At 49.8% G+C, this 19848-nt stretch carries 13 protein-coding genes; 3 read left to right on the forward strand and 10 right to left on the reverse strand.

What is annotated here, in order from left to right; all coding sequences use genetic code 11:
- The first annotated feature begins 366 nt into the window (after positions 1-366).
- The gene (locus tag IE055_RS14835; RefSeq protein ID WP_189402458.1) at positions 367-1503 is read left to right on the forward strand and encodes a hypothetical protein; all 1137 of its coding nucleotides are present in this window, start codon (positions 367-369) and stop codon (positions 1501-1503) included.
- 5 nt (positions 1504-1508) lie between these two features.
- Positions 1509-1862 carry a hypothetical protein gene (locus IE055_RS14840; RefSeq protein ID WP_189402459.1) on the forward strand — a complete coding sequence of 118 codons (354 nt, stop codon included), beginning with the start codon at positions 1509-1511 and terminating at the stop codon, positions 1860-1862.
- A gap of 46 nt (positions 1863-1908) precedes the next feature.
- Here the strand turns inward: IE055_RS14840 and IE055_RS14845 are convergent, their stop codons facing one another.
- Together IE055_RS14845 and IE055_RS14850 are read right to left on the reverse strand one after the other, a co-directional pair.
- Positions 1909-2259, reverse strand: coding sequence for a hypothetical protein (locus IE055_RS14845; protein WP_189402460.1), 351 nt, complete (start codon positions 2257-2259; stop codon positions 1909-1911).
- Positions 2260-2300: 41 nt separating this feature from the next.
- Positions 2301-3209 (reverse strand): hypothetical protein, encoded by a 909-nt coding sequence (locus IE055_RS14850; protein WP_189402461.1) that lies wholly within the window; start codon positions 3207-3209, stop codon positions 2301-2303.
- Between the two features lie 39 nt (positions 3210-3248).
- On the opposite strand from IE055_RS14850, the gene IE055_RS14855 reads away from it, so the two are divergent.
- The gene (locus IE055_RS14855; protein WP_189402462.1) at positions 3249-3674 is read left to right on the forward strand and encodes a hypothetical protein; all 426 of its coding nucleotides are present in this window, start codon (positions 3249-3251) and stop codon (positions 3672-3674) included.
- A gap of 53 nt (positions 3675-3727) precedes the next feature.
- Here IE055_RS14855 and IE055_RS14860 read toward each other — a convergent pair whose 3' ends face one another.
- The 8 genes from IE055_RS14860 to IE055_RS14895 all read right to left on the reverse strand — a co-directional run bounded on the left by IE055_RS14860 (position 3728) and on the right by IE055_RS14895 (position 19831).
- On the reverse strand, positions 3728-6847 hold the full coding sequence (locus IE055_RS14860; RefSeq protein WP_189402463.1) for an efflux RND transporter permease subunit: 3120 nt from the start codon (positions 6845-6847) through the stop codon (positions 3728-3730).
- Positions 6840-8144, reverse strand: coding sequence for an efflux RND transporter periplasmic adaptor subunit (locus IE055_RS14865; protein WP_189402464.1), 1305 nt, complete (start codon positions 8142-8144; stop codon positions 6840-6842). The genes IE055_RS14860 and IE055_RS14865 overlap by 8 nt, the downstream gene beginning before the upstream one ends.
- 151 nt (positions 8145-8295) lie before the next feature.
- Positions 8296-9498, reverse strand: coding sequence for an efflux RND transporter periplasmic adaptor subunit (locus IE055_RS14870; protein WP_189402465.1), 1203 nt, complete (start codon positions 9496-9498; stop codon positions 8296-8298).
- The gene (locus tag IE055_RS14875) at positions 9477-12575 is read right to left on the reverse strand and encodes an efflux RND transporter permease subunit (RefSeq protein ID WP_189402466.1); all 3099 of its coding nucleotides are present in this window, start codon (positions 12573-12575) and stop codon (positions 9477-9479) included. The genes IE055_RS14870 and IE055_RS14875 overlap by 22 nt, the downstream gene beginning before the upstream one ends.
- A 278-nt stretch (positions 12576-12853) precedes the next feature.
- On the reverse strand, positions 12854-13846 hold the full coding sequence (locus IE055_RS14880; RefSeq protein ID WP_189402467.1) for a hypothetical protein: 993 nt from the start codon (positions 13844-13846) through the stop codon (positions 12854-12856).
- A complete protein-coding gene (locus IE055_RS14885; protein WP_189402468.1) occupies positions 13846-15807 on the reverse strand; it encodes a hypothetical protein in 1962 nt (653 codons plus the stop codon). The genes IE055_RS14880 and IE055_RS14885 overlap by 1 nt, the downstream gene beginning before the upstream one ends.
- A gap of 14 nt (positions 15808-15821) precedes the next feature.
- The gene (locus IE055_RS14890; RefSeq protein ID WP_189402469.1) at positions 15822-18017 is read right to left on the reverse strand and encodes a hypothetical protein; all 2196 of its coding nucleotides are present in this window, start codon (positions 18015-18017) and stop codon (positions 15822-15824) included.
- Positions 18018-18052: 35 nt separating this feature from the next.
- Entirely contained in the window at positions 18053-19831 is a 1779-nt protein-coding gene (locus tag IE055_RS14895; RefSeq protein ID WP_189402470.1) for a hypothetical protein, read from the reverse strand.
- Between the last annotated feature and the right edge of the window lie 17 nt (positions 19832-19848).

A 19848-nucleotide genomic window follows, 5' to 3' on the forward strand; every position in this document is an offset into this window, starting at 1 on the left:
CGTGGCATGGACTCATGTTTCAGACCCCATACCTACGATATTTAACCTTAGTGTGAAACGCATCCCTGCCTAAATGTGACGGTAATGAACGCAGTCGATCTTCTGTATCGCGAGGTGAATACCTGATCGAGCCTGAAATATATCAATTACAAATACTCAATTCAAACCATCCGACTTGCAGAATGGCGTTAAAGTCAAATATACTTGCGCTGGTTAGTTGTAGATCGAAATTATTTCGTACTACTAGAATTGAATCTGCCTAGATTCTTGGACTAGGGAAGAGTAGATACATCTATCCCATCACGGACTGTTTCCCCATAGTTAAACACCCTCAAATTAGTTAAACACTGTTATTAGGTATTAATAATGCTTGCTTGTAACCGAACAATCGTACTGACTTCATTTCTCATTTTGCAGGCGCTGCATGTTGTTTACGCAGAAGAAACAGTAGAAACAGAGGTGTTAATGACTGAACAAGTACAAGCATTAGAGGAGCAAGTCAGGAGCGCTTGTCCAAAGGCTTGGGAAGATCTGGGATCAGACATACCAAGTCAGACTAGTGAAGTATGGGGCTTGGCCTCTGATCCAGAAACAGAGGCCGATAAAAATGAGTACCTAACCTTTACTTCACAGTTACTCACTCAGGCCCAGCAAGAAGCCATTGAATCAGGAAGTGATGGAATCCCAGCTCCAGACGCAGACCCGCTTGCAAATACTTCTCGAATTCGAACTCATTGCACCTCAGCTAGAGCGGCACTATTGAACTTTTTTTACAGCAATCTACCGCAAGACGTTGTGGTCAGTATGCCGGAGATGACTTATGAACCGGGACCCGCAATAGATGGGTTTTTGGTTGGAGATATCCGTCATACTGGTCGACAGACTGCAGCTCCAGGCTGGCTATTTCTTGAAGGACAAACTATCGGACCAGATGACAGCGGCGCTGATTTAGAGGGTTTACAATATTATGAGCTGTATGAAATCGCCAAACACTGGTTGAGCGATAGCGAGGCAGATGGAGTCGACGACGATGGCGCTACTGAAAAAAGTTGGATAAACGGTGATATTGTTACTTTGCCAGATCTGAGAGGTCGAGTAGTTGCTGGCGCAAGTCAAAGTAATACCGGAGGCACATTTGGCAACGACACAAATCAGATAACTTTGAGTGAAAGCCAACTTCCTAGCCACAACCACACGATAAATAATAGTGGAAATCATCAACACCCCATTCAAAATGGCGGCATTCATGGGCATAAGATCCGCAGCTCTGTTCATGAAGGCTCGGGATCACCTCGGTCGGATTACCCTTATTTTGAAGGCAAGGCTCGACCGAACTACCAAAACACAATTCAAAGCGCTGTAGTGAATGACGGAAACCACTCTCATACAATGCCGAATTCCGGCTCCCACTCACACCCGATTAGCAATACTGGCGGTAACCAGCCGATCAACATTGCTCAACCATCTATCCACTTTCGAGTCGAAATAAAATACAGAAAGTAAGAAGAATGACAACAAAAAAACGTAATCGGAAGGTTTTGGTTGTCCTAACCACCATACTGTTTGCAGGCTTGATCGCGTCGACGGTATACAATTCATACTCAATTAATAAACTAAAGAGTCAAATCGACTCTAATCTCAATCTGGAACACACCGTCAAGGAACTCGCCCCCACCAAAGGGCAAAATCTTTCTAAAAATGGCACAGGCGAGGACAAGCTAACAAAAGGCTCAAACAAAATGACGCAAACAGATGTGAGCGAAGAGGAAGAGATCACTCAAAACGAGTTTGCAAGAAGAAACAAGGCTGACCAAAAAATGTTGCGACAGTTTTTGAAGAATAATGAGAGGCCGGCTAGTTAATTGAAAAGCCACCCCAGTGAGTTACGGTTAACGATGTGGCGTTGACTCACTTTACTGACTCGATTTGTGCGTGTCCTGCTAAAAAGCTCAATCTTTCTACTGCTTCTCTTTGCAAACGCTCTGCTATCCCTATCGCCTCAGCATAAGAGGCAAACTGTACATCATAGTCGGCTGCATCTAGATTCAACTTACTTACACCATCGTCTAAGCATTCAGTGAGTAATGTCATTTCCTGCACATAGTTTTGGACGGATGAACTAATTTCCTCAACCTGCTCTAAACTAATTCGCTTGTAGAACAGACCCGCTGGCGTATCGGGAACCTCACCACAACCTGCGAAAGCAGATTCCCCTGCCCCCAAGAATAAAGCCACGGTTAGTAATGACAATTTTTTCATACATCTGTTTTGAATTGGATTAAAGGAAAGGAAACAATATTTCAATTCCGCTTTCGAATTCTATTATACCTTATCAGATCATTACGATATTGTTGCTCGCGACTGAACTTGGTCAAATTACTCTCTCCATAAATTTCTTCGACCTCAAGATTTAAACTTGATATCAAACCATCAAGATCATTTACATCAATTACAAACAAATGTTGACCCGAATTCACTTTACTTCTTTGTTTTTTACCTAATGCGTGAGCAAAAGTCGAACTCTCATTTATAGTGCCTTCGAGTTTTCTATAAGTTCTTTCATCAAATGTAACGATGTACTCAATTCTAAGATATTCAACATTGGTGATATGAGAGGTAAATCTCTCACCGCTAAAGTAAACGTCTAATAATCTCAAAGTCTCTTTTGCCAGCTCCATGAATGACAAGGTAGAGATCACGTTACGCATATCAGTATTGATTTTAGCCTCATCAGTATAGTCTTGTCTTTCGATAAGCTTTATGACATCAATTTCATCAGTGCACACAGGCAATTTCTCATCAGCGCTCAATAAGTTGATACTCGTGTGCATTCCTGCAACCTTAAATCTAGAATCAACCCCAAAACGGATATCAATTTTGATTAGATTGTCATTTATCGGCGAACTTGAAGAAAGGTACCCCCCGCTTTCGAAAAATTGATAAATTGGGCTGCTTACACTATGCTCGACCCAACTAGGCTTAGAAGCTTTATTCGAGCGCTCACGGTCTAGACTTGACATTATAGCTGGCTTTCTCTCAGCTAAGTTTAGTGAAATATCAAGTTCACTTGAATTCAAGCTCTCTATACACTTTGTTTCGTGAAACTTTGATAAGTTAGATTTTTTTGTGGTCGACACACAACCAAGGGTGCTCGCGACAATAAGAGCAGAACTCAACACATGGCATAGTATAGGATGATTTTTTTTCATGCTATATTCGTCAGAAGATTCTTGAATCAATTTAATCCAATGAATGATAACCTAAAAGCGACGGTCGTATTATTTTCGTTTCTCGCGGCAGTATTTTGGTCGGATCAAAGTACTTCCAATGAAGCGGAAAGCAAAAGCGATTTCTCGCAAGAAAACCAATACATAAACGATGCGCTTATCGAACTTGATACTGAAACACCCAGCTTCTCCACGGACTCTTTAAAAATAGCAAAGTCCCTTCGAGAGTTAGAAGAAGCCAGCAAAATCCAAACTGAAGAAGTAATTGGAAGACAGGAGTTTGATTTCCTATTTTCCGAAGCACCAACTTTTGAAGATAAATCAGCATTGCAAAAATCAAAACTCTATGAAAAGTATTCCAAGCAAACCGGACTTTCTGTTGAAGAGATCAAAGCCTTATTCGAATCAGATTTAAACAAAGAGGTTAATCCTAGAATTTCTCAGTAAGGTAAGAAATGATTTATATGTGGGACATCTCCACATGATTGCCGAAAAAAAAACTAAGTTACTTGTGGTATCGCGGCTCGTAGTATGGACGGCTTGCTTCGGTCGCTGGCCAGCACTAGGTAAACACTGGGTAAGACGATCAAGGTAAAAAACGTACCCACTAACATGCCAGCAACGAGAATAATGCCAATGCTGTTACGAGCCTCTGCACCAGCACCGGTCACTAACACCAATGGAAAGTGCCCCAGCACTGTTGCTCCTGTGGTCATCAGCACCGGCCGAAGGCGAGTTTCTGCGGCTATTTGAATCGCGTCGAGTTTTGATCGACCTTGTTCCTGCATTTGGTTGGCGAACTCGACGATCAAAATACCATTCTTCGCCACCAAGCCAACCAGCGTGATAAATCCGACCTGAGAATAGATATTGATGGTGGTGAAGTCGAGAAACGCAAATAACAGCGCACCAGCGAGTGCCAGCGGCACGGAACCGAGCAACACTACCAGCGGATCACGAAAGCTATTGAATTGTATCGCCAGGACCAAAAACACAAACACCAGCGCAACCAGTAGCACACCTTCCAGGGTATTGCCTTCCAAGCGAATCTGTCTTGACTCACCGGCATAATCAATCGAATAGGTTTGCGGCAGAATTTCAGAGGCGGCTTGTTCAAGCGCGCTCAAACCCTGCTCTTTCGTGGTGCCTGGGATCACTTCACCGTAAATACGAAACGCATTTTTTTGCTGAAACTTGCTCAAGATTCGCGGTGCGGTTTCGGTTTGCAGTGTGGCCACAGATCGCAGCGGTATCAGTTGGCCCTCTGGGGTACGTATTTTCATATCGAGTAGCTGGTCCGGATAAGTGCGAGCTTCCGGTGCAATCATAGGTATGACTCGATAGGCACGCCCAGCCTGATCAAAACGATTCACAAAATTACCCGACAATAATACATTCAATTGACGACTCACACCGGCCAGATCCATACCGAAGTCGGCGATTCGTTGACGGTCCAGTTTAATGCGCACCTGAGGCAGGTCAATTTTAAGGTCGGTATCAGCGAACAAAAACTTCCCACTGCTGATGGCCGCCTGTACCATCTGATCCGCATAGGGCTTCATATCGGCATTCGAGTCGGTACTTAACACCACCAGCTCCACCGAGAAATTCCCGGCTGTTGGCAAGGCTGACTCAAGCACCGGAAACGCCTTGAGGCCAGTCACACTTCCAAGTGCTCCGAATGCTTTCCAGACCATGTCCTGCACGCCCTCTTCACGCTCACTCAAGGGCACAAAATCCACACCACCAAAGGCGCCTGATGGGTTAACGATTTGCCACATAAACTTTGCGCCATCCAGAGCAAGCATAGTCTCGACCACCTCGTCCATATGACGTGTCGTATATTCAAGAGACGCATCAGGCGCTGATTCAACGATCACATTAATACTCGACTGGTCTTCTGTCGGCGCCAACTCTTTAAGACTGAATAAGTAAAAAGGCACCACCAGAAAGGCGAAAAATACCGCCCCAGCCAACACCTGCTTGCGATACGCAATCGTGGTCATAAGTAATTTACTGTACCGCTGCTGCGTCGCGGAAAACAAATCATTCACGCGTTTTGTTAACTTGCCTTCTTGCCCCCCTTCGGGACACGCATATGCGCTCATTATCGGCGATAGGGTCAGTGCCACAACGCCCGAAATCAATACCGCAATGGCGAGTGTAAAGGCGAACTCTTTAAACAAAGCACCCGTCAGTCCGGATAACAAGCCAATGGGCGCATACACTGCCGCCAAGGTGATCGTCATACTGATAATCGGTGCAAACAGTTGTCGTGAACTATAGAGCGCGGCTTGCAAACGGCTCATCCCACTGCGCATGTGACGGGCAACGTTTTCAACCACCACAATGGCATCGTCCACCACCAGTCCAACCGACAACACAATCGCCAGCACGGTGAGTAAGTTCAAGGTGAAGCCCATTAAAGTCATGGCCGCAACCGCGCCGAGTAAGGAAATCGGTATCGTAACCAGTGGTACCAACGCGGTACGAATCGACCCCATCATGGCCAATACCACGAGGCCAACCAAGAGCACAGTCTCAGCCAGAGTGATAAAGATTTCACGCAAGGCACTACGCATATACAGCGTGCCGTCATAGCCGTCTGAAATACTGAGACCGTTGGGTAAGGTGGCGTTAATTTCATCCAGCATCACGTATAGGCTGTCACCGATCGCAATCTCATTCGAACCGGGCAATGGCCACACCGAGATATACAACACGGTATCTTTTGATAGCCGCGCAGTCACTTCACTTTCGTTCTCACCAATTTCGATGCGTGCGACATCGCCAAGTCGAACCTGTGTGCCGCTGACCTCTCGAATCACCATCTGTTCAAAGTCCGCGACCTCACTTAGCGAGGTGTCCGTCAGCAATGCGGTACGTTGATAGCTGTTCTCAGTTTGCCCGACCGTAGCGATCAGGTTATTTGCTCGCAACGCGCTGGAGACGTCTTCGGCTGAAAGATCAAACGCGGATAGTTTTAATGGATCAATCCAGATGCGCATTGCCGGTTGGCGTGCACCTTCCAGCCCAATGCGTTGCACGCCAGGTATCGACGTCAGGGTTGGTACCACATTCCGTGACAGATAATCGGTCGCTTCAAGTCGACTAATGCCGGCTTCCTTCTCATCATAATTAACGGTCAAATAGAAAATAGCGAACGGTCGATCTGCACGCACCACTTCCACGGAAGGGTCCTGGGCACCTTCTGGCAATTCAAACCGTATTTGGTCGAGTCGTGTCGACAACTCAGCAAGGGCCCGTGTGCTGTCCTCATTCAATTTTAACCACACCGTGACCACACTGACACCCGGTGTGGTCCGAGAGTCGACAAAATCGACGCCCGGCACCGACGATGCGGCGCGCTCAATGGGTTCGGTAATGAACCCCTGAACCACCTCGGCAGAGGCACCAATGTACGGCGTGGTGATTTGCAGCGAAGCGCTGGATATCTTCGGAAATTGAAGGATCGGCAATTCGACGGCAGCGCGAATACCGATAAACACAATCGCCAGCGACAACACAATGGCCAAAATCGGTCGCGTCGAAAAGACATCCATAATGGACGGCTTCTCGTCATGCCCCAATACCGACTCATCAACCGACGGATTACTCATTATTGGACGCCCCGGCTGCAGTATTCTCCGGCACACTTGACTCCCGAGGGTCGTCGGCTTGCTGAGGTGTTACTTCCTGAGGTGTTACTTCCTGAGGTGTTACTTCCTGAGGTGTTACTTCCTGAGGTGTTACTTCCTGAGGTGTTACTTCCTGAGGTTCGGTGATCGTTTGTGGCGGCTGCCCCGGTTCGGGTACCGTGTCGGGTTCGGTAAACGCATCATGCAGTTCCGATATATTGGTCAGTAAGCCCTCGCGTAACTTGAAGGAGCCCTTTGTCGCCACCACGTCACGGATCTGTAGACCGGACTGAATAATCGAATCGTTCCCATTTTGTGCGCGTAGCGTGATTGGACGTCGTGTTGCACGCCAATTCCCCGTGTCATCTTTGTTCAGCACATACGCATATGCACCAAGCGCATCCACGCGAACAGCGGTACTTGGCAACCGAACTATCTGTTCGCTTGTGCCACTCGGCACCAAGACATTCACAAAGTGACCCGATTTCAAGCGCGCGCCTGCATCAGTAATGCTGGCGCGCACGCGAACGCTGCGCGAAGCCGACTCCAACGCCGGCGCAACGGCAATCACGCTTGCCGAATACACCGTCCCGGAATCGAGCTGAACACGGACCGTGGTTCCCACCTCGATATCGGCCACCGATTGAGGCACCGCGAAGTCAACCCAGAGTAGCGATGAGTTACCAATCGCACGTGTGATGATAGTGTTTGCGAGCAGGTACTCACCCAGCTGCAGATTGTGCAAGCCAATCCGTCCGTCAAACGGCGCCAAAATTGTTTTGTTCGCAATATCTTGTCTGACCGCCTCAACTCGAGCGTTCGCCGACGCAAGACGTGCTTGCGCTTCGTCCGCTTGCTGCTGCGAGACCGCACGTGTCGACACCAGCCCTTTTAACCGTTTTACGTCCTTTCTGGCGAGTTCGAGGTCCGCGTTAATGGAAGCCAATTCGGCAGCTTCTTCGGCGTAGTCTAATTCGAGTAACACCTCACCTTGCTTGATTTCAGCACCCGACTCAGCTCCGATTCGGGCCACCACGCCAGCAACTTCATTGCGAATATCAACCGCTTGCGGCGCACGCACTTCACCAACCACCCTGACTTCGTCGTGCCATTCACTGAACGACACGGTCTGTGCATGTACGGTCTCACTGGGTTCAGGGAAGGATTCACCAAACGCAATCGCCGCGCGAATCTGAAAAAACTTGATTAAGGCCAGAACGACAAAGAGTGCAAGGCATACTAAAATTACGGTCAGCCACGGTCTGCGACGAATATTCATACTGAGTTTACCGGTAGCCTGCTTGGCTACCACTTGTGATTAGTGTTAGGCGGGGTCGTCCTTTCGCACGTGCGATTTAAGCCCTAAGTGTAAACCCTTTTTATGAATATTCTGCAAAGCTCAATGGTGAAAATCCGTTTTTTTCGCCCAGCTAGCGCTCGACAGTTGCCGCAAGATCACCGCTGACTGACATCAAATCATCCGGCACCACGGCTTGACCGTCGCGCAATCGCTCACCACCGCGGATCACGACCTGATCACCGAGACTAACATTGCCGACCACCTCAACCATGTCACCTTGAGCATAACCCAACTCCACGTCGCGACGGCTGGCGACGCCCTCCTCGACCACGTAAACATACTGGGCACTAGTGCGTAAAATGACGGCATCCCGCGGAATTGCAACGACTTCCTTGGCTTGCGCGCTCGGCAAGGACACTCTCACCGGTGACCCAACCAACAAGCCACTGTCGGTAAGTACCACGCGCAGCTCCATGGTTCGACTAACCTCATCACCAACCGGCACAATCGTGCGCAAAGGTGCTAGGAATGTCTTACCCATGCCTGTGACTTCCAACATGGTGCCCGGCGCAAGTGGCTGAACCAGCGCCGCTGGCACCTGCGCGCTGACTTCAAGATTGACGGTATCTACCAATCGAGCCACGGAGCTGCCTACCTGAGCGTATTCGCCTTGTTGAATTGATTGCGTGACCACGCTGCCGGGGAATGGCGCCGTTATTGACGTACGCTCCAAGGCTTTTTCAGCCGTGCGCAATGCAGCCTCCGCGCGCGCAACATCGGCTTTAGCCGTATCACGGTTCGACTTGAGTTCGGCAATACCTATTTCAGATACGCCAAGCTTGTTATTGGCGGCTTCCACACGCTTATAGTAATCCGTGTGATACGTAAGCAAACTCTCAAGCCGCGCTAATTCGGCTTCACGCTGAGCAACCAATTGTTCAGCGTCGGTCGCATCGATCTGAGCAATACTTGCACCAGCCTCGACCAGCTCGCCGACTTGCGCAATGTTTAAAATCTTACCAGAGGTTTCTGCCGCGATCACCGCATCGCGCACACTCACCACCGTGCCGGGCAACACCGTATGTGGCGCCATTTGTATTTTAGTGGCCGTTGCTAGGGCCACCGTCGCAGGCGGTGGGCCGGATCGTTGACCCGCACTTTGCTCGCCATCATCGGCAGACACACTTTTAAAGTGATAGGTCGACACAGTTATCACGGCGAGCACAAGAAAACAAGCCGGGAGTAGCATCGTCCAGCGGTGCCACTTAGACGATGCTGACTTGTTTATTTCAGCATCATCGATGACGGTTTCTACGATTGAGCTTTGATCCATTTTCTACCTCGCAAACGCTGTGCGATATTAATTTCAGGGATCGGCTCCAGGCGGAGCAGACAGGGTAAAAGTATGAGTGTAAACAGCGTCGACACAGCCATGCCGCCGACAATCACGGTCGCCAACCCTTTGTAAATAACACTCCCGGCACCCGGTGCAACGACCAGTGGCAACATGCCCATTAGAGACGTTAAGGTTGACATCAAAATCGGACGCATCCGAGTGAGCAAGGCTTGCCTGACTGCCGCTTCAATGTCGAGCCCATCCTGCTGCGCACGACGCGTTTCGGCGACCAGTAAAATCGCGTTATTAACCACCAGACCGAGCAAGATAATAAACCCGATCATACCCAGCAGGTCTAATGGTGTTGGGGTAATCAAATTCATCAGACGCACTGCGATCACACCACCAACAGCAGCCATCGGCAGCGAAATCATCACCAACAACGCATCTTTGGGTGACTTAAACAAAGCGGCCATCACCAAAAACAACAACACCACTGCTAAGCCAAAATTACCTTTAAGATTTGAGATTGCCCGGGTTAATGCATCTGCATCACCGCCAAACTCAATGGTCGCATCCTGCGGTGTGATCGCACGGATCTGCGGTTCTAAGGCTGACAGAATCTCCATTGTTTCACCCAGAGCAAGATCTGGTGGTGCAGAGATATTCAACGCGATAGTACGGCGTGCATCGAGACGGAAAATCTGATTCGGCCCGACACCTGGTTCGATGCGTGCTAAATCGCCAAACGGAATAACCGCACCGGATGGCGTCACGATTGGCATCGTTTCAAGTTGTTCTGGAACAGTCCAGTCTTGGGTCCGCAGTAAAATATCCAAGCGAGAATCCTGATGAAAAAACTCACCAAGCCACAAGCCATCACCGAAGGCTCGCAACGTTCGCGCGAGTGCTTCCCGAGTCATACCAACTTCGGCTAATCGTCGATCATCAGGGATCAATCTCAGCTCCGGCGTCACAATCAGCGGGTCTGGGTTCATGCGAACTCGGCTGCCGGGCAAATTTTGTTGGATCAAGTCAGAGACTTCCACTGCCGAGTCATTCAAGGCAGGAAAATCCACCGACTGCAGATTAATACTGATGTTGGCACCACCACCGAAACGCCCAAACAACGACCCTTGTTGTGCGAAGGCTTGCGTGTCTGGAAACCCGGAGAGTATCTCCTGGTTAGCAATTTTCACCATTTCATCGACGCGGGACTGATCCTCAACACGAATCCCAATATTGCCGCCCCATGGCCCACTAAACAGGTAGTAGTTTTTCAAGCGCGGCTCTTTCTCTCCGCTCATATAGGGCGCGAGTCGCTCGACCACGATCTCGGCAAATTCTCTTTTTACGACGTCCGCACTGGCACCGGAAGGAAACGAGATAAACGCATCAACCGCATCTCGCTTTACCGGTGGCAGGTAATTTAATTGTGGCCACAAGAGCCAGCCGAGCAGAATCGGCAATACCGTCAAACTACCAATCCAGCACCAGCGTTTTCGCGCACTATTGGTCAGACGCATGAGCCCATTGACAAACCCCGTCCACCGGCTGTGATCCTCAGCTGAAGCTGTTGGGTTGCCTGGGCGTAAGAAGTGCGCCGCTGCCGCTGGCAATATAAATAACGCCACGAGAAAGCTAAATGCCACCGCAATCGCGATGGTGAGAGCTAGGTCAGCGAACAACTGACCTTCAACATCCTCGAAGAATACGATAGGTACAAAGATCACAATCGTGGTGAGTGTCGATGCTAACAGTGCGCCACCAACACTACGGACAGAGTTCATCGCCGCTTGGGCAGCCGCAACGCCCTTATCCACCTGTCGCACGTAATTTTCCAAGATCACAATCGCCGCGTCCAACACCATGCCAGTGGCAAACGCCAGCCCTGCCAGCGAGATCACATTAATGCTACGACCAAAAATATTCAGAACCACAAAGGTGGACAACAAACTGATTGGTATCGCCGCCGCGATCAATAAGGTGGCACGCAGCCGGCGCACAAACAGCCACAGTGAACCGACGGCGAGGAGAATACCGATTCCCATGTTTTCAGTGAGTAGAGCAATTGCCCGCTTGATAAACACCGACGGATCAAAACTCTTCTCTAGGGTAATGCCATATTGACTAGGCAATGTTTCATTCAGCGCGTCCATCCGCTTCAGAACCGCGTCTATCGCCGCCAGTGTATTGCCACCCGGTTGGCGCACCAATTGCATACCCAGCGCTGGATGACCATTCTGGTAAATAACACCTTGAGCTTCATCCGGACCCACGCGGACCTGTGCGATGTCGCCCAAACGAACGGGGGCACCATTACGCCATGTGATAATAGTCTCAGACAGTTTATCGGCTGCATACCGCCCCTCAAATCGCAGCGTGAAGTCTCGTCGTCCGACTTCGATTTTACCGCCACTGACATCACTGGAGCGGTTTAATACCGCCGCGATCGACTCAATGGAAATACCCAACTGAGCAGTTAAAAACGGATCGAACTCCACGCTAACAATACGCTCACCGGTATTTTGGTTAACGTCAACACTGCCGACGCCTTCGATATTCTCGAAATCCGGCGCGATGTTTTTTTGCACAAACTCACGCAGATCCTCGCTATCGACAATGGATTCAGGCGAATGCTGCACGAACAGATAAATCAGCGTGTCGCCAGAACCACCGCCACCGTTACGAAAAATCTGCGGTCGGTCCGCGTCGGCGGGTAACCCTCGCACTCGTTGAAGACGACTGGAAACCTCTGTGAACACCTGATCCATATCGGTCCCGAGCTCAAACTCCATATTCACCCAAGCATTGGCTGTATTCGAGAACGAGCGTAGTTCGGTCATGCCGGTAATGCCCCGCAGTTCTCGCTCAATCGGTTCGACCACCTCACTCTCGATTTCACGCGGGCTGGCTGCGCGCCAGGAAACTTGGACCGCTAATACTGGGCGCTCAATCGATGGCAGCAGCTGAATCGGCAACTTTTGGACGGACACGAAACCCAACAACATCAAGAGGCAGATCATCGCTGCCATGATTGCCGGGTTATCAATAAAAAAACGCGTGATTTTCACGGTGCTGACCTTTAGTGTTACCTGGCGACTCTAGATTGAATCCGTGCACATACATCAAAGCATCGACGCTACGAGCATGCACTCATCCAACTGGCGGCCATGTTATTTGTTTCGCACAAGCTGTCGTGCGACCCGAGACCTTTTTCAACCGGTCCTTGCTGAATTAGATGCTCGGCGGATACAAAAGGTTGCATTTTTTTGTGGCTCAGACAAAAAAAAAGACTCAACCAGGGTTGAGCCTTTAATGAGCAACATTCTCGAATCGCGTCGCTACAGGGTCAGGGAGATAACTTCGTTAAGGTACAGTCCCTTGGCATTGGTTTCTTGTTTACACACTCTTCCAATTCCTTCACGGCCGCTTTCGCACCTGCAGCATCGATGCCCATCATTCCCACCATAAAATCATGATATCCCGATTTGGTTGGGCTCGGGCACTTGCCTGACTTCAGCGGGCTGTAACAACCGGAAGTTCTGGATTCGCGCAAACTCATGAGACTGCCGGCGGCCAGATAATTTACCATCCCTATACGCTTTTTCGGGGTTATCCCTAACGACTCATAGGCACCGATAGAGTGACACAAGGTACAGTCGTTACCCTTGCGGTCAACATCGTAGACCTTAAAATGATCATGCAGCACCTTGTAGCTGTGTTTACCTGGTTTACGGCGATATACGTCCGGCAAGATCACCTTATTCGCACCGTCTTTGACATCGGCATAATGCGGACTGCGCACGAAAGGTCCGTTAGAGTGACACGACGTGCAAAAATCCGGTTTCTCATTCCAAAATTTGCCGCCGGTATCTTTGTTGGGCGCCGGTATCGATTTACCCGACGTATCACCGAGGTGCTGATAAAAACACGTATTGCCTGTTTTGGGATCATGTTGGATTACCGCAATATCGTAGTAGCTGTCGGTCTTGTCGTTTTTATAGGTATTTTTGCCATCCGGCTTCTTGCGACAGGAATAAAGTATTTCTACTCCGTCCGTGTTGCCTTTTGCTAACTGGCCCAGCGTGCTCTGATACACACAACGACTGTATAAATCCTCCGGCTTTGAGCAATGACCTTGTGCATCGATAGTTTTGGGAACAATCGAGCCATCGCCCTTGCAAGAGAATGCGGGTACCGCAACGGGAATCGCTTCACACTTCTTGATTCTTTGATCATGCGTTTCCGAGTGAGCGAAACTGATGACGATTCCCCAAGCAACGATGGTCCGAAGGAGCACACGCCATAAAATAATTAAAAATCCATTAATTTGCCGATCCATTACTCTTCCTCCGGAAGTTCATCCGCAAAGATAAACTCCGCATTTCCTTGAATATCAGTCCGTTTTAATTGCACATTACCGCGCTTCAGCCAGGAAATATCGTACAAATAACCATAGTCATTCGGCTCGTGCGCGTATCGAATCGTCTTAGATAACGTTCCGTCACCCGTGGTTTTCAACGACACAGATTGCGTATCTTGTTTCCCAAACAGATCAGACTTGAATTCCACAGTCGCTAAGCGCACACCAGCATCACTAAATACGGCGGGGTCAGCCTCGACCACCACTTCGCGGTATTGATGCGGTGGCACCACAGGAATGATGAAATCGTTCGTCGACTGCCAATCTGAACTCCAGCTTGCACCGCCATATAAGTTCCAATTGATTCGGTACTCATAATCGAGCCAACGCGCACGATCCTGATCGCCGTGGTAGCCGTACTTCATAGTGAAATTATTTGCCGCTTGATTAAAGTTCTGCTGATTAATCTTGAGCTCCTCCACGTGCTTAAACCCGTCTTGATGGGTTTTGCGGATCTGCACCGTTACAAAGTTCACAAACTTGTCAAAATCTGCCGAGTCCTGGCCATCCAGTTGCACCAGTATTTCGCGGATCTTATACGCCGGATCATTCAGATTGATCACACGAAAATGACTGGGGTCATTAAACATCCGCTTACCAAAGCCACCGATATTTTCATCGAATCGCATCGACTGCGTGTCGGTGGTCCATTTTTTAAAGTTCAACTCGAACTTACCGGATTTCTTGAATTGCTTTTTTCGATAACTAGCCAATAGCGCAAAACTCGGTGGCGTTTTAAGGTTCGCTTTACTTGGCGCTGGGACGGCACCGCTGGGGCCAGATTGGTCTGGATTGCCTTCTTGCGGCTTTGCATCCTCGTCAGACTTGCCGTCTGTGTTGTAGTCTTCTTTTGCGATCTCAGCCAGAAACGGCCAGGTTTCACCGTGCCGCTCGAGTCGCTTTCGGTCCTCGGCTACGCGCTGCAACTCGGCCTTATTCTCCGCCGCTATACGATCACGAACATCAGCATTAAACTGATCCGCACGGTCAAAATTACTGAACGCATTGGGATCGTCTTGTAACGTCGCCAGCGTAGTTGGGTCGTTGTCCTGTTCAAACATCTGTGCTGCCAGCTTGCCATACGCCATTTCCCACAGTCGATCCAGCTTGGCATCCTCGCCTTTGACCTCCAGTTCTATGGCGCCAGTGTCCTTCAGCTCTTTCATAATGTTTTGAATATCAACGCCCAGATAATCCGTCCGCAAACCAACATTCAGTGCTTTGTTTTTCGCGATACGTTCCCACCAAGCGGTCATCCTGGCTTCATACGGGTTCCGATAACCGGCAATAATCATTTCGAAACTCACATTGATATTGCTAGCCGACTGCTTAAAGGACTCCCAGAGTATGGTCGCACCCGTCTTGGTCAAGCGGATGGAAACCGCAGCTTTGTGCCCTTCCATCACTGGCGCTTTACCAAGTCCCAAAACGCGCTTCGCCCAATCGCCGTCCTCCTGTTGGAATTCCGAAACCAACGCAAAGGTACCCGACCGATAACTCAACGGACCGATTACCTTCGCACCTGGCACCTTCTGCTGTAACTCCGATTGCGCGCGCTGCACGGTTTGATCTGGCACCTCAAAATTCACCAGAAAGGTCACCAACCCGCCGCCGTCGACATTTTGGATTCCGCCGTCGCCACTACCAGCATCGTCATTCACAAACTTCAGAAAACTGAACTGTTTTTTACCGTCAGCGCCTTCCGGGATCGCAATTTTATCGGGCATGTACACATACGACTTCGTGTCACCGTATAGCGGGAACAGCTTGAGGCCTGCTGCCGACTGCATTTGGTCCAGCAAAATCTCCTGCGCCTGCGCCGACTGGGTACCAAGCATTAAACTCATCGCCATCATCCATAAATAGAGTATTCGTCTCATGGTGTTCTCCTGCCTTACTCGTCGGAATCTAGGTCGACCAGCGCAGTAACCTCCTCCAACAACTCTTTGATTTGAGGCACTTTCTCGCGTAATTCTTGCAACGTGTCGCGCGGTAACCCCGAGAGACTCGCGAACACGAAGTCGTCTTCTAGCGTTTGCCAGCGGGTCGAAAATTTGCCTTTGTCACGGTGCGTCAACACCACTTTGTATTCGACAGACGGATCGTTTTTATCCACATACAAGGTGTGCTCGATATAGGGTTCGCCTTTCGCGACTCGAAAGCGCGCGGTTTCGGTGCGTTCTTCGCCGTAGCGTTTATGTCGCAGCACCACATCGGCCCCACGCACACCAGCGCGCTCCATCTCGTCCAGGTCGGCTTCCACGTCGATGCGACGCAAGGTGATTGGCGGCACTAAGGTAACGGCCATTTCACTGGCGCACTTCTCGCGTGGATTTGTCGGCCATTTACCACCACCTTTCAAGCTCCATGATTCGATGTATTTGAATACGCAGCTCCGATCCATCACATTCTGGCCTTGCGTGGCAAAACTGAATTCTTTAAGAATTCCACCTTCGGACACGTCCGTGCGAGTAAACACGTCGTCGTCTGTGAAGGGTGTCCCTTGGAATGGCACGACGATTTTAACCGCCGCGTTGTTCACCATATTCGACTCAAATAATTCGAGTGCCTCGGTATCCAGATCTACCGTAATCTTTCCACGTTTAAAGAACGGGTCGTTCAATAACACTTCGTCAAACACTTGATCCTTATGCTGGCGTAGCAAACCACCAATGTTGCCAGTCATCGAATGCGTCTTATACAAGGCCACGCCCTTCTCGATCTTTAACGTGATTACGCCCGTCTGTCGCGACTGTTTGCGCTTCATTGTGAACACTTCGTATTTATCTACACTGGGGTCCTTGACCTCTTTCTTCTCCTGTTGCGCTTCTTGTGCAGCTCGCAACTCATCATTGGTCATAAACGTCTTCTGCATATTGGTGAAGCTTTCCATCGCCATGTTCATCAAGCTGCTTTCAATTGCAGAGACATCAGCATCCGGCAAGTTCTGATCGATCTTAATTTGCACCGCCCCGAGCGTCACCAGCGTGTCGTAAGCCTCTTCGAGTTGTTTTTTACTAACGCGCACGGTTTTGGTTTGCTTCTTAATGCTGCCAAAGATCCCAATTGGGGTTAGCCAACCTTTGACCTTCCAGTTGGTTTGCTTCTGACTGTCTTTGGTACGTAAACTGCATTCTGCGGCTTCGTTGATTTTATCCAGATCAATACGTACTTCACCTTTGTACGCTGGCGTTTTGACGATGTAATCGTACGCAAAGGTAACCGACAAATCAGACGTTGGATTCTCAAACGTGGTTTCCATCAGTTGCGCGCCGAGGCTTGATAAACGGCCAGCCACGGCAGCTTTCGCGCCGGGAAAGCTGGGCGCACGCCCTGAGGTAAGTACGCCACTGGGCGCAAAACCTTCATCGGACAATGTACCTGACGTCACAATGAAATTGTCGGTTTGTTTAGACGGTTCAAGATCAACCATACCTTTCAGGACGGCGCCAGACACAGCGTCTTTGAGTGCAGCTTCCAGTTCCTTTTCTTCGTCAGGGGTTAGCCCATACGTCACCATCACATGAAAAATACCACCTTCAGCCGAATTCTTACCTTCGGCTTCATCAGTAATGAACTTTACAAAGGTCGCTTCGGGCAATGTGGCCGACTTCATTGCCACGCGAGGTTCGGCAGGCAAGTAATACCATCCTTTAGGCTTGCCGATACGCGCCCAGTAAGGACGAAACGCAATTTGTTTCACCTTAGGAGTCTTCTTTGCCCATGCTGGTTTTATAGTTTGGTTTGAGCGTGCTTTGGCTTGCTGTTTGGGTGCTATCCGTTGGTTGTATTCTGCTTCCAAACGCAAACAAGGATCACCCGTGGCTGGCTTGGTAGCGACCTTCTGCTTTCTGGGCAATATATTGCCTGGACGTATCGGGCCGCTATCGACCGCTTCTGGGTAGACGCGAATTGTGCGGCCACTTTTTAGGACGAAATCCATATAGCCTCCCATCTGCACCGCGGCAGACGCCGTTTGCATGGCGCTTGCAAACGCGACGAACAATGCCCCGCACAATAATGCGAAAAAAATACTAAACCGGCGTGCTTGACCCGCTCGCGTACTTGTTGGATAAGTTGGCGTTTTCATAATGACAATCTCCTTGGGTTAATCCCTTACGTTTTCTAGGCCGAGCTCGGCAGCTCGTCACAGAATATGATGGTTTCATCAGTGCGCACTCTACCGCTACTGATTCGACGCTTGTCGTTGAGCGTCCAGGTGATGACGTATTCGATTACGCCCTCCCCTGGCGGTATTGCGAAGACTCGGCGTTCACTGAACTGATCACGCGCCGGAATCAAGTTAATGGTTTCACTCACGGTGCGTCCAAAAAAGTCATGGGTGACGCGAACTGACACTAGACGCACATCAGCCGCTTGGAGCAAGTCTGGGCTGCTAATAAACTCAATTTCGCGATATTGATACGGCGGCGATAACGCCAATGCGGCGCTGTCGGAGGTCACCCAATCCTGACTGTGTTTTGCGCCACCGACGAAAGACCAATCGGCTTTGTATTGGTAGTTCAGCCAAGACTCGACATCCGCCTCGTGATCCCAGCCGTAATTGACCTTCATCGGCCGACCCGCTTCAAAGTTACTGCGCTTAATTACCACTTCATCGGTTGATTGTTCGCCAGAACCGTGCGTCTTACGAACTTTGAGCGTCACGTGGTTGATGTACTTGGCGAACTCCTGTTCATCACGCGCATCCAATGCAACTGAAATCTCACGAATCCGAAACTCTGGGCCACCGACATGGACGGTGTTAAAGATGCTCGGATCATTGCCATACAAGGCAAACAGATTGCCAACGTTGCCCGCCATCGCCGTGGTAATTTTGCCTTCGCCGCGTTGCTTGAAGTTAAACGTGTACGTACCAGTCTGTGACAACTTTCGTCGCCGATAGCCGCCATTTAGTTTTACTTCCCAAGGCGCGGCGTAACTGCCACCGCTAGCGGCGGCAGCTTGAGTGACGGCGGACATGGTGTCGAGTAGGTCGTCGTCTTTGCCGGGTTCGGGCTGAATGATTTTGATTGGCTCGAACATCATTTCATGCAGTCGCGCGTAAGCGCGATCAATGATCGACTGCAACTGTGCCGGATCACCACGGTACTCGATATTAATGGCGCCGCTATCGTTTGCCGCTTGCCAAAAATTTCCGTAATCAAAACCAGCGCCAATCCCCATATATCCGACTTTAGCGCCAAGCGTGACATCGGCTTGATCTGAAAGCTTCTTCCAGTCCGCCGTGATTATGGCGTCCGCCGGATCACGTAGACCAGAGAACGTCATTTCGAAGACAAGTGACACATCCGGGGTTTGCATCTGAAACGACCGCCATAAGATTTGTGCACCAGTTTTTGTCAGGTGGATCGACACGGCTGCTTTTAACCCTTCGATCAAGGGTGCACGCCCAACACCAACCACATGTCGAGTCAACTCGTTCGGCTTATCGTCATCAGCGGCAAAGCTACTGACTAGTGCAAAGCTGCCTTCATCGAACACCACCGGTCCGCGAATGTTCGCATCGCGGTCAAACTCTCTTAGCCCTGCTAATGCAGCGGCTAACTCTTTTGGAGTGACAGTGTAATCAACCAGGAAATGCACAATCCCGCCGCCCTCGGCATCCAGCAATCCACCACCTGCAGAATCCACTGCCGTCGGCAACACGTATCGCGTGAACGAAAACTCATGCTTGCCGTTTTCGCCCATCGCGATACGCGGCCTGCTGGGTAGGTAGAGGTATTCATGCGGTTTATCCACCAGGGGAAAGCATTGCAGGCTGCCGCAGCGTACAGGGTGGTCTAACTCAATATTCTGCGCGATGACCTGCGTGCTCAGACCGAGAATCCATGCGCAGACGAAGCACACGAAGCTTCCTTTGATTAAAGTTTGATGTTCCATATTGGCTCCTTGCCTCT

The organism is Arenicella chitinivorans (assembly GCF_014651515.1).
GTDB lineage: Bacteria > Pseudomonadota > Gammaproteobacteria > Arenicellales > Arenicellaceae > Arenicella > Arenicella chitinivorans.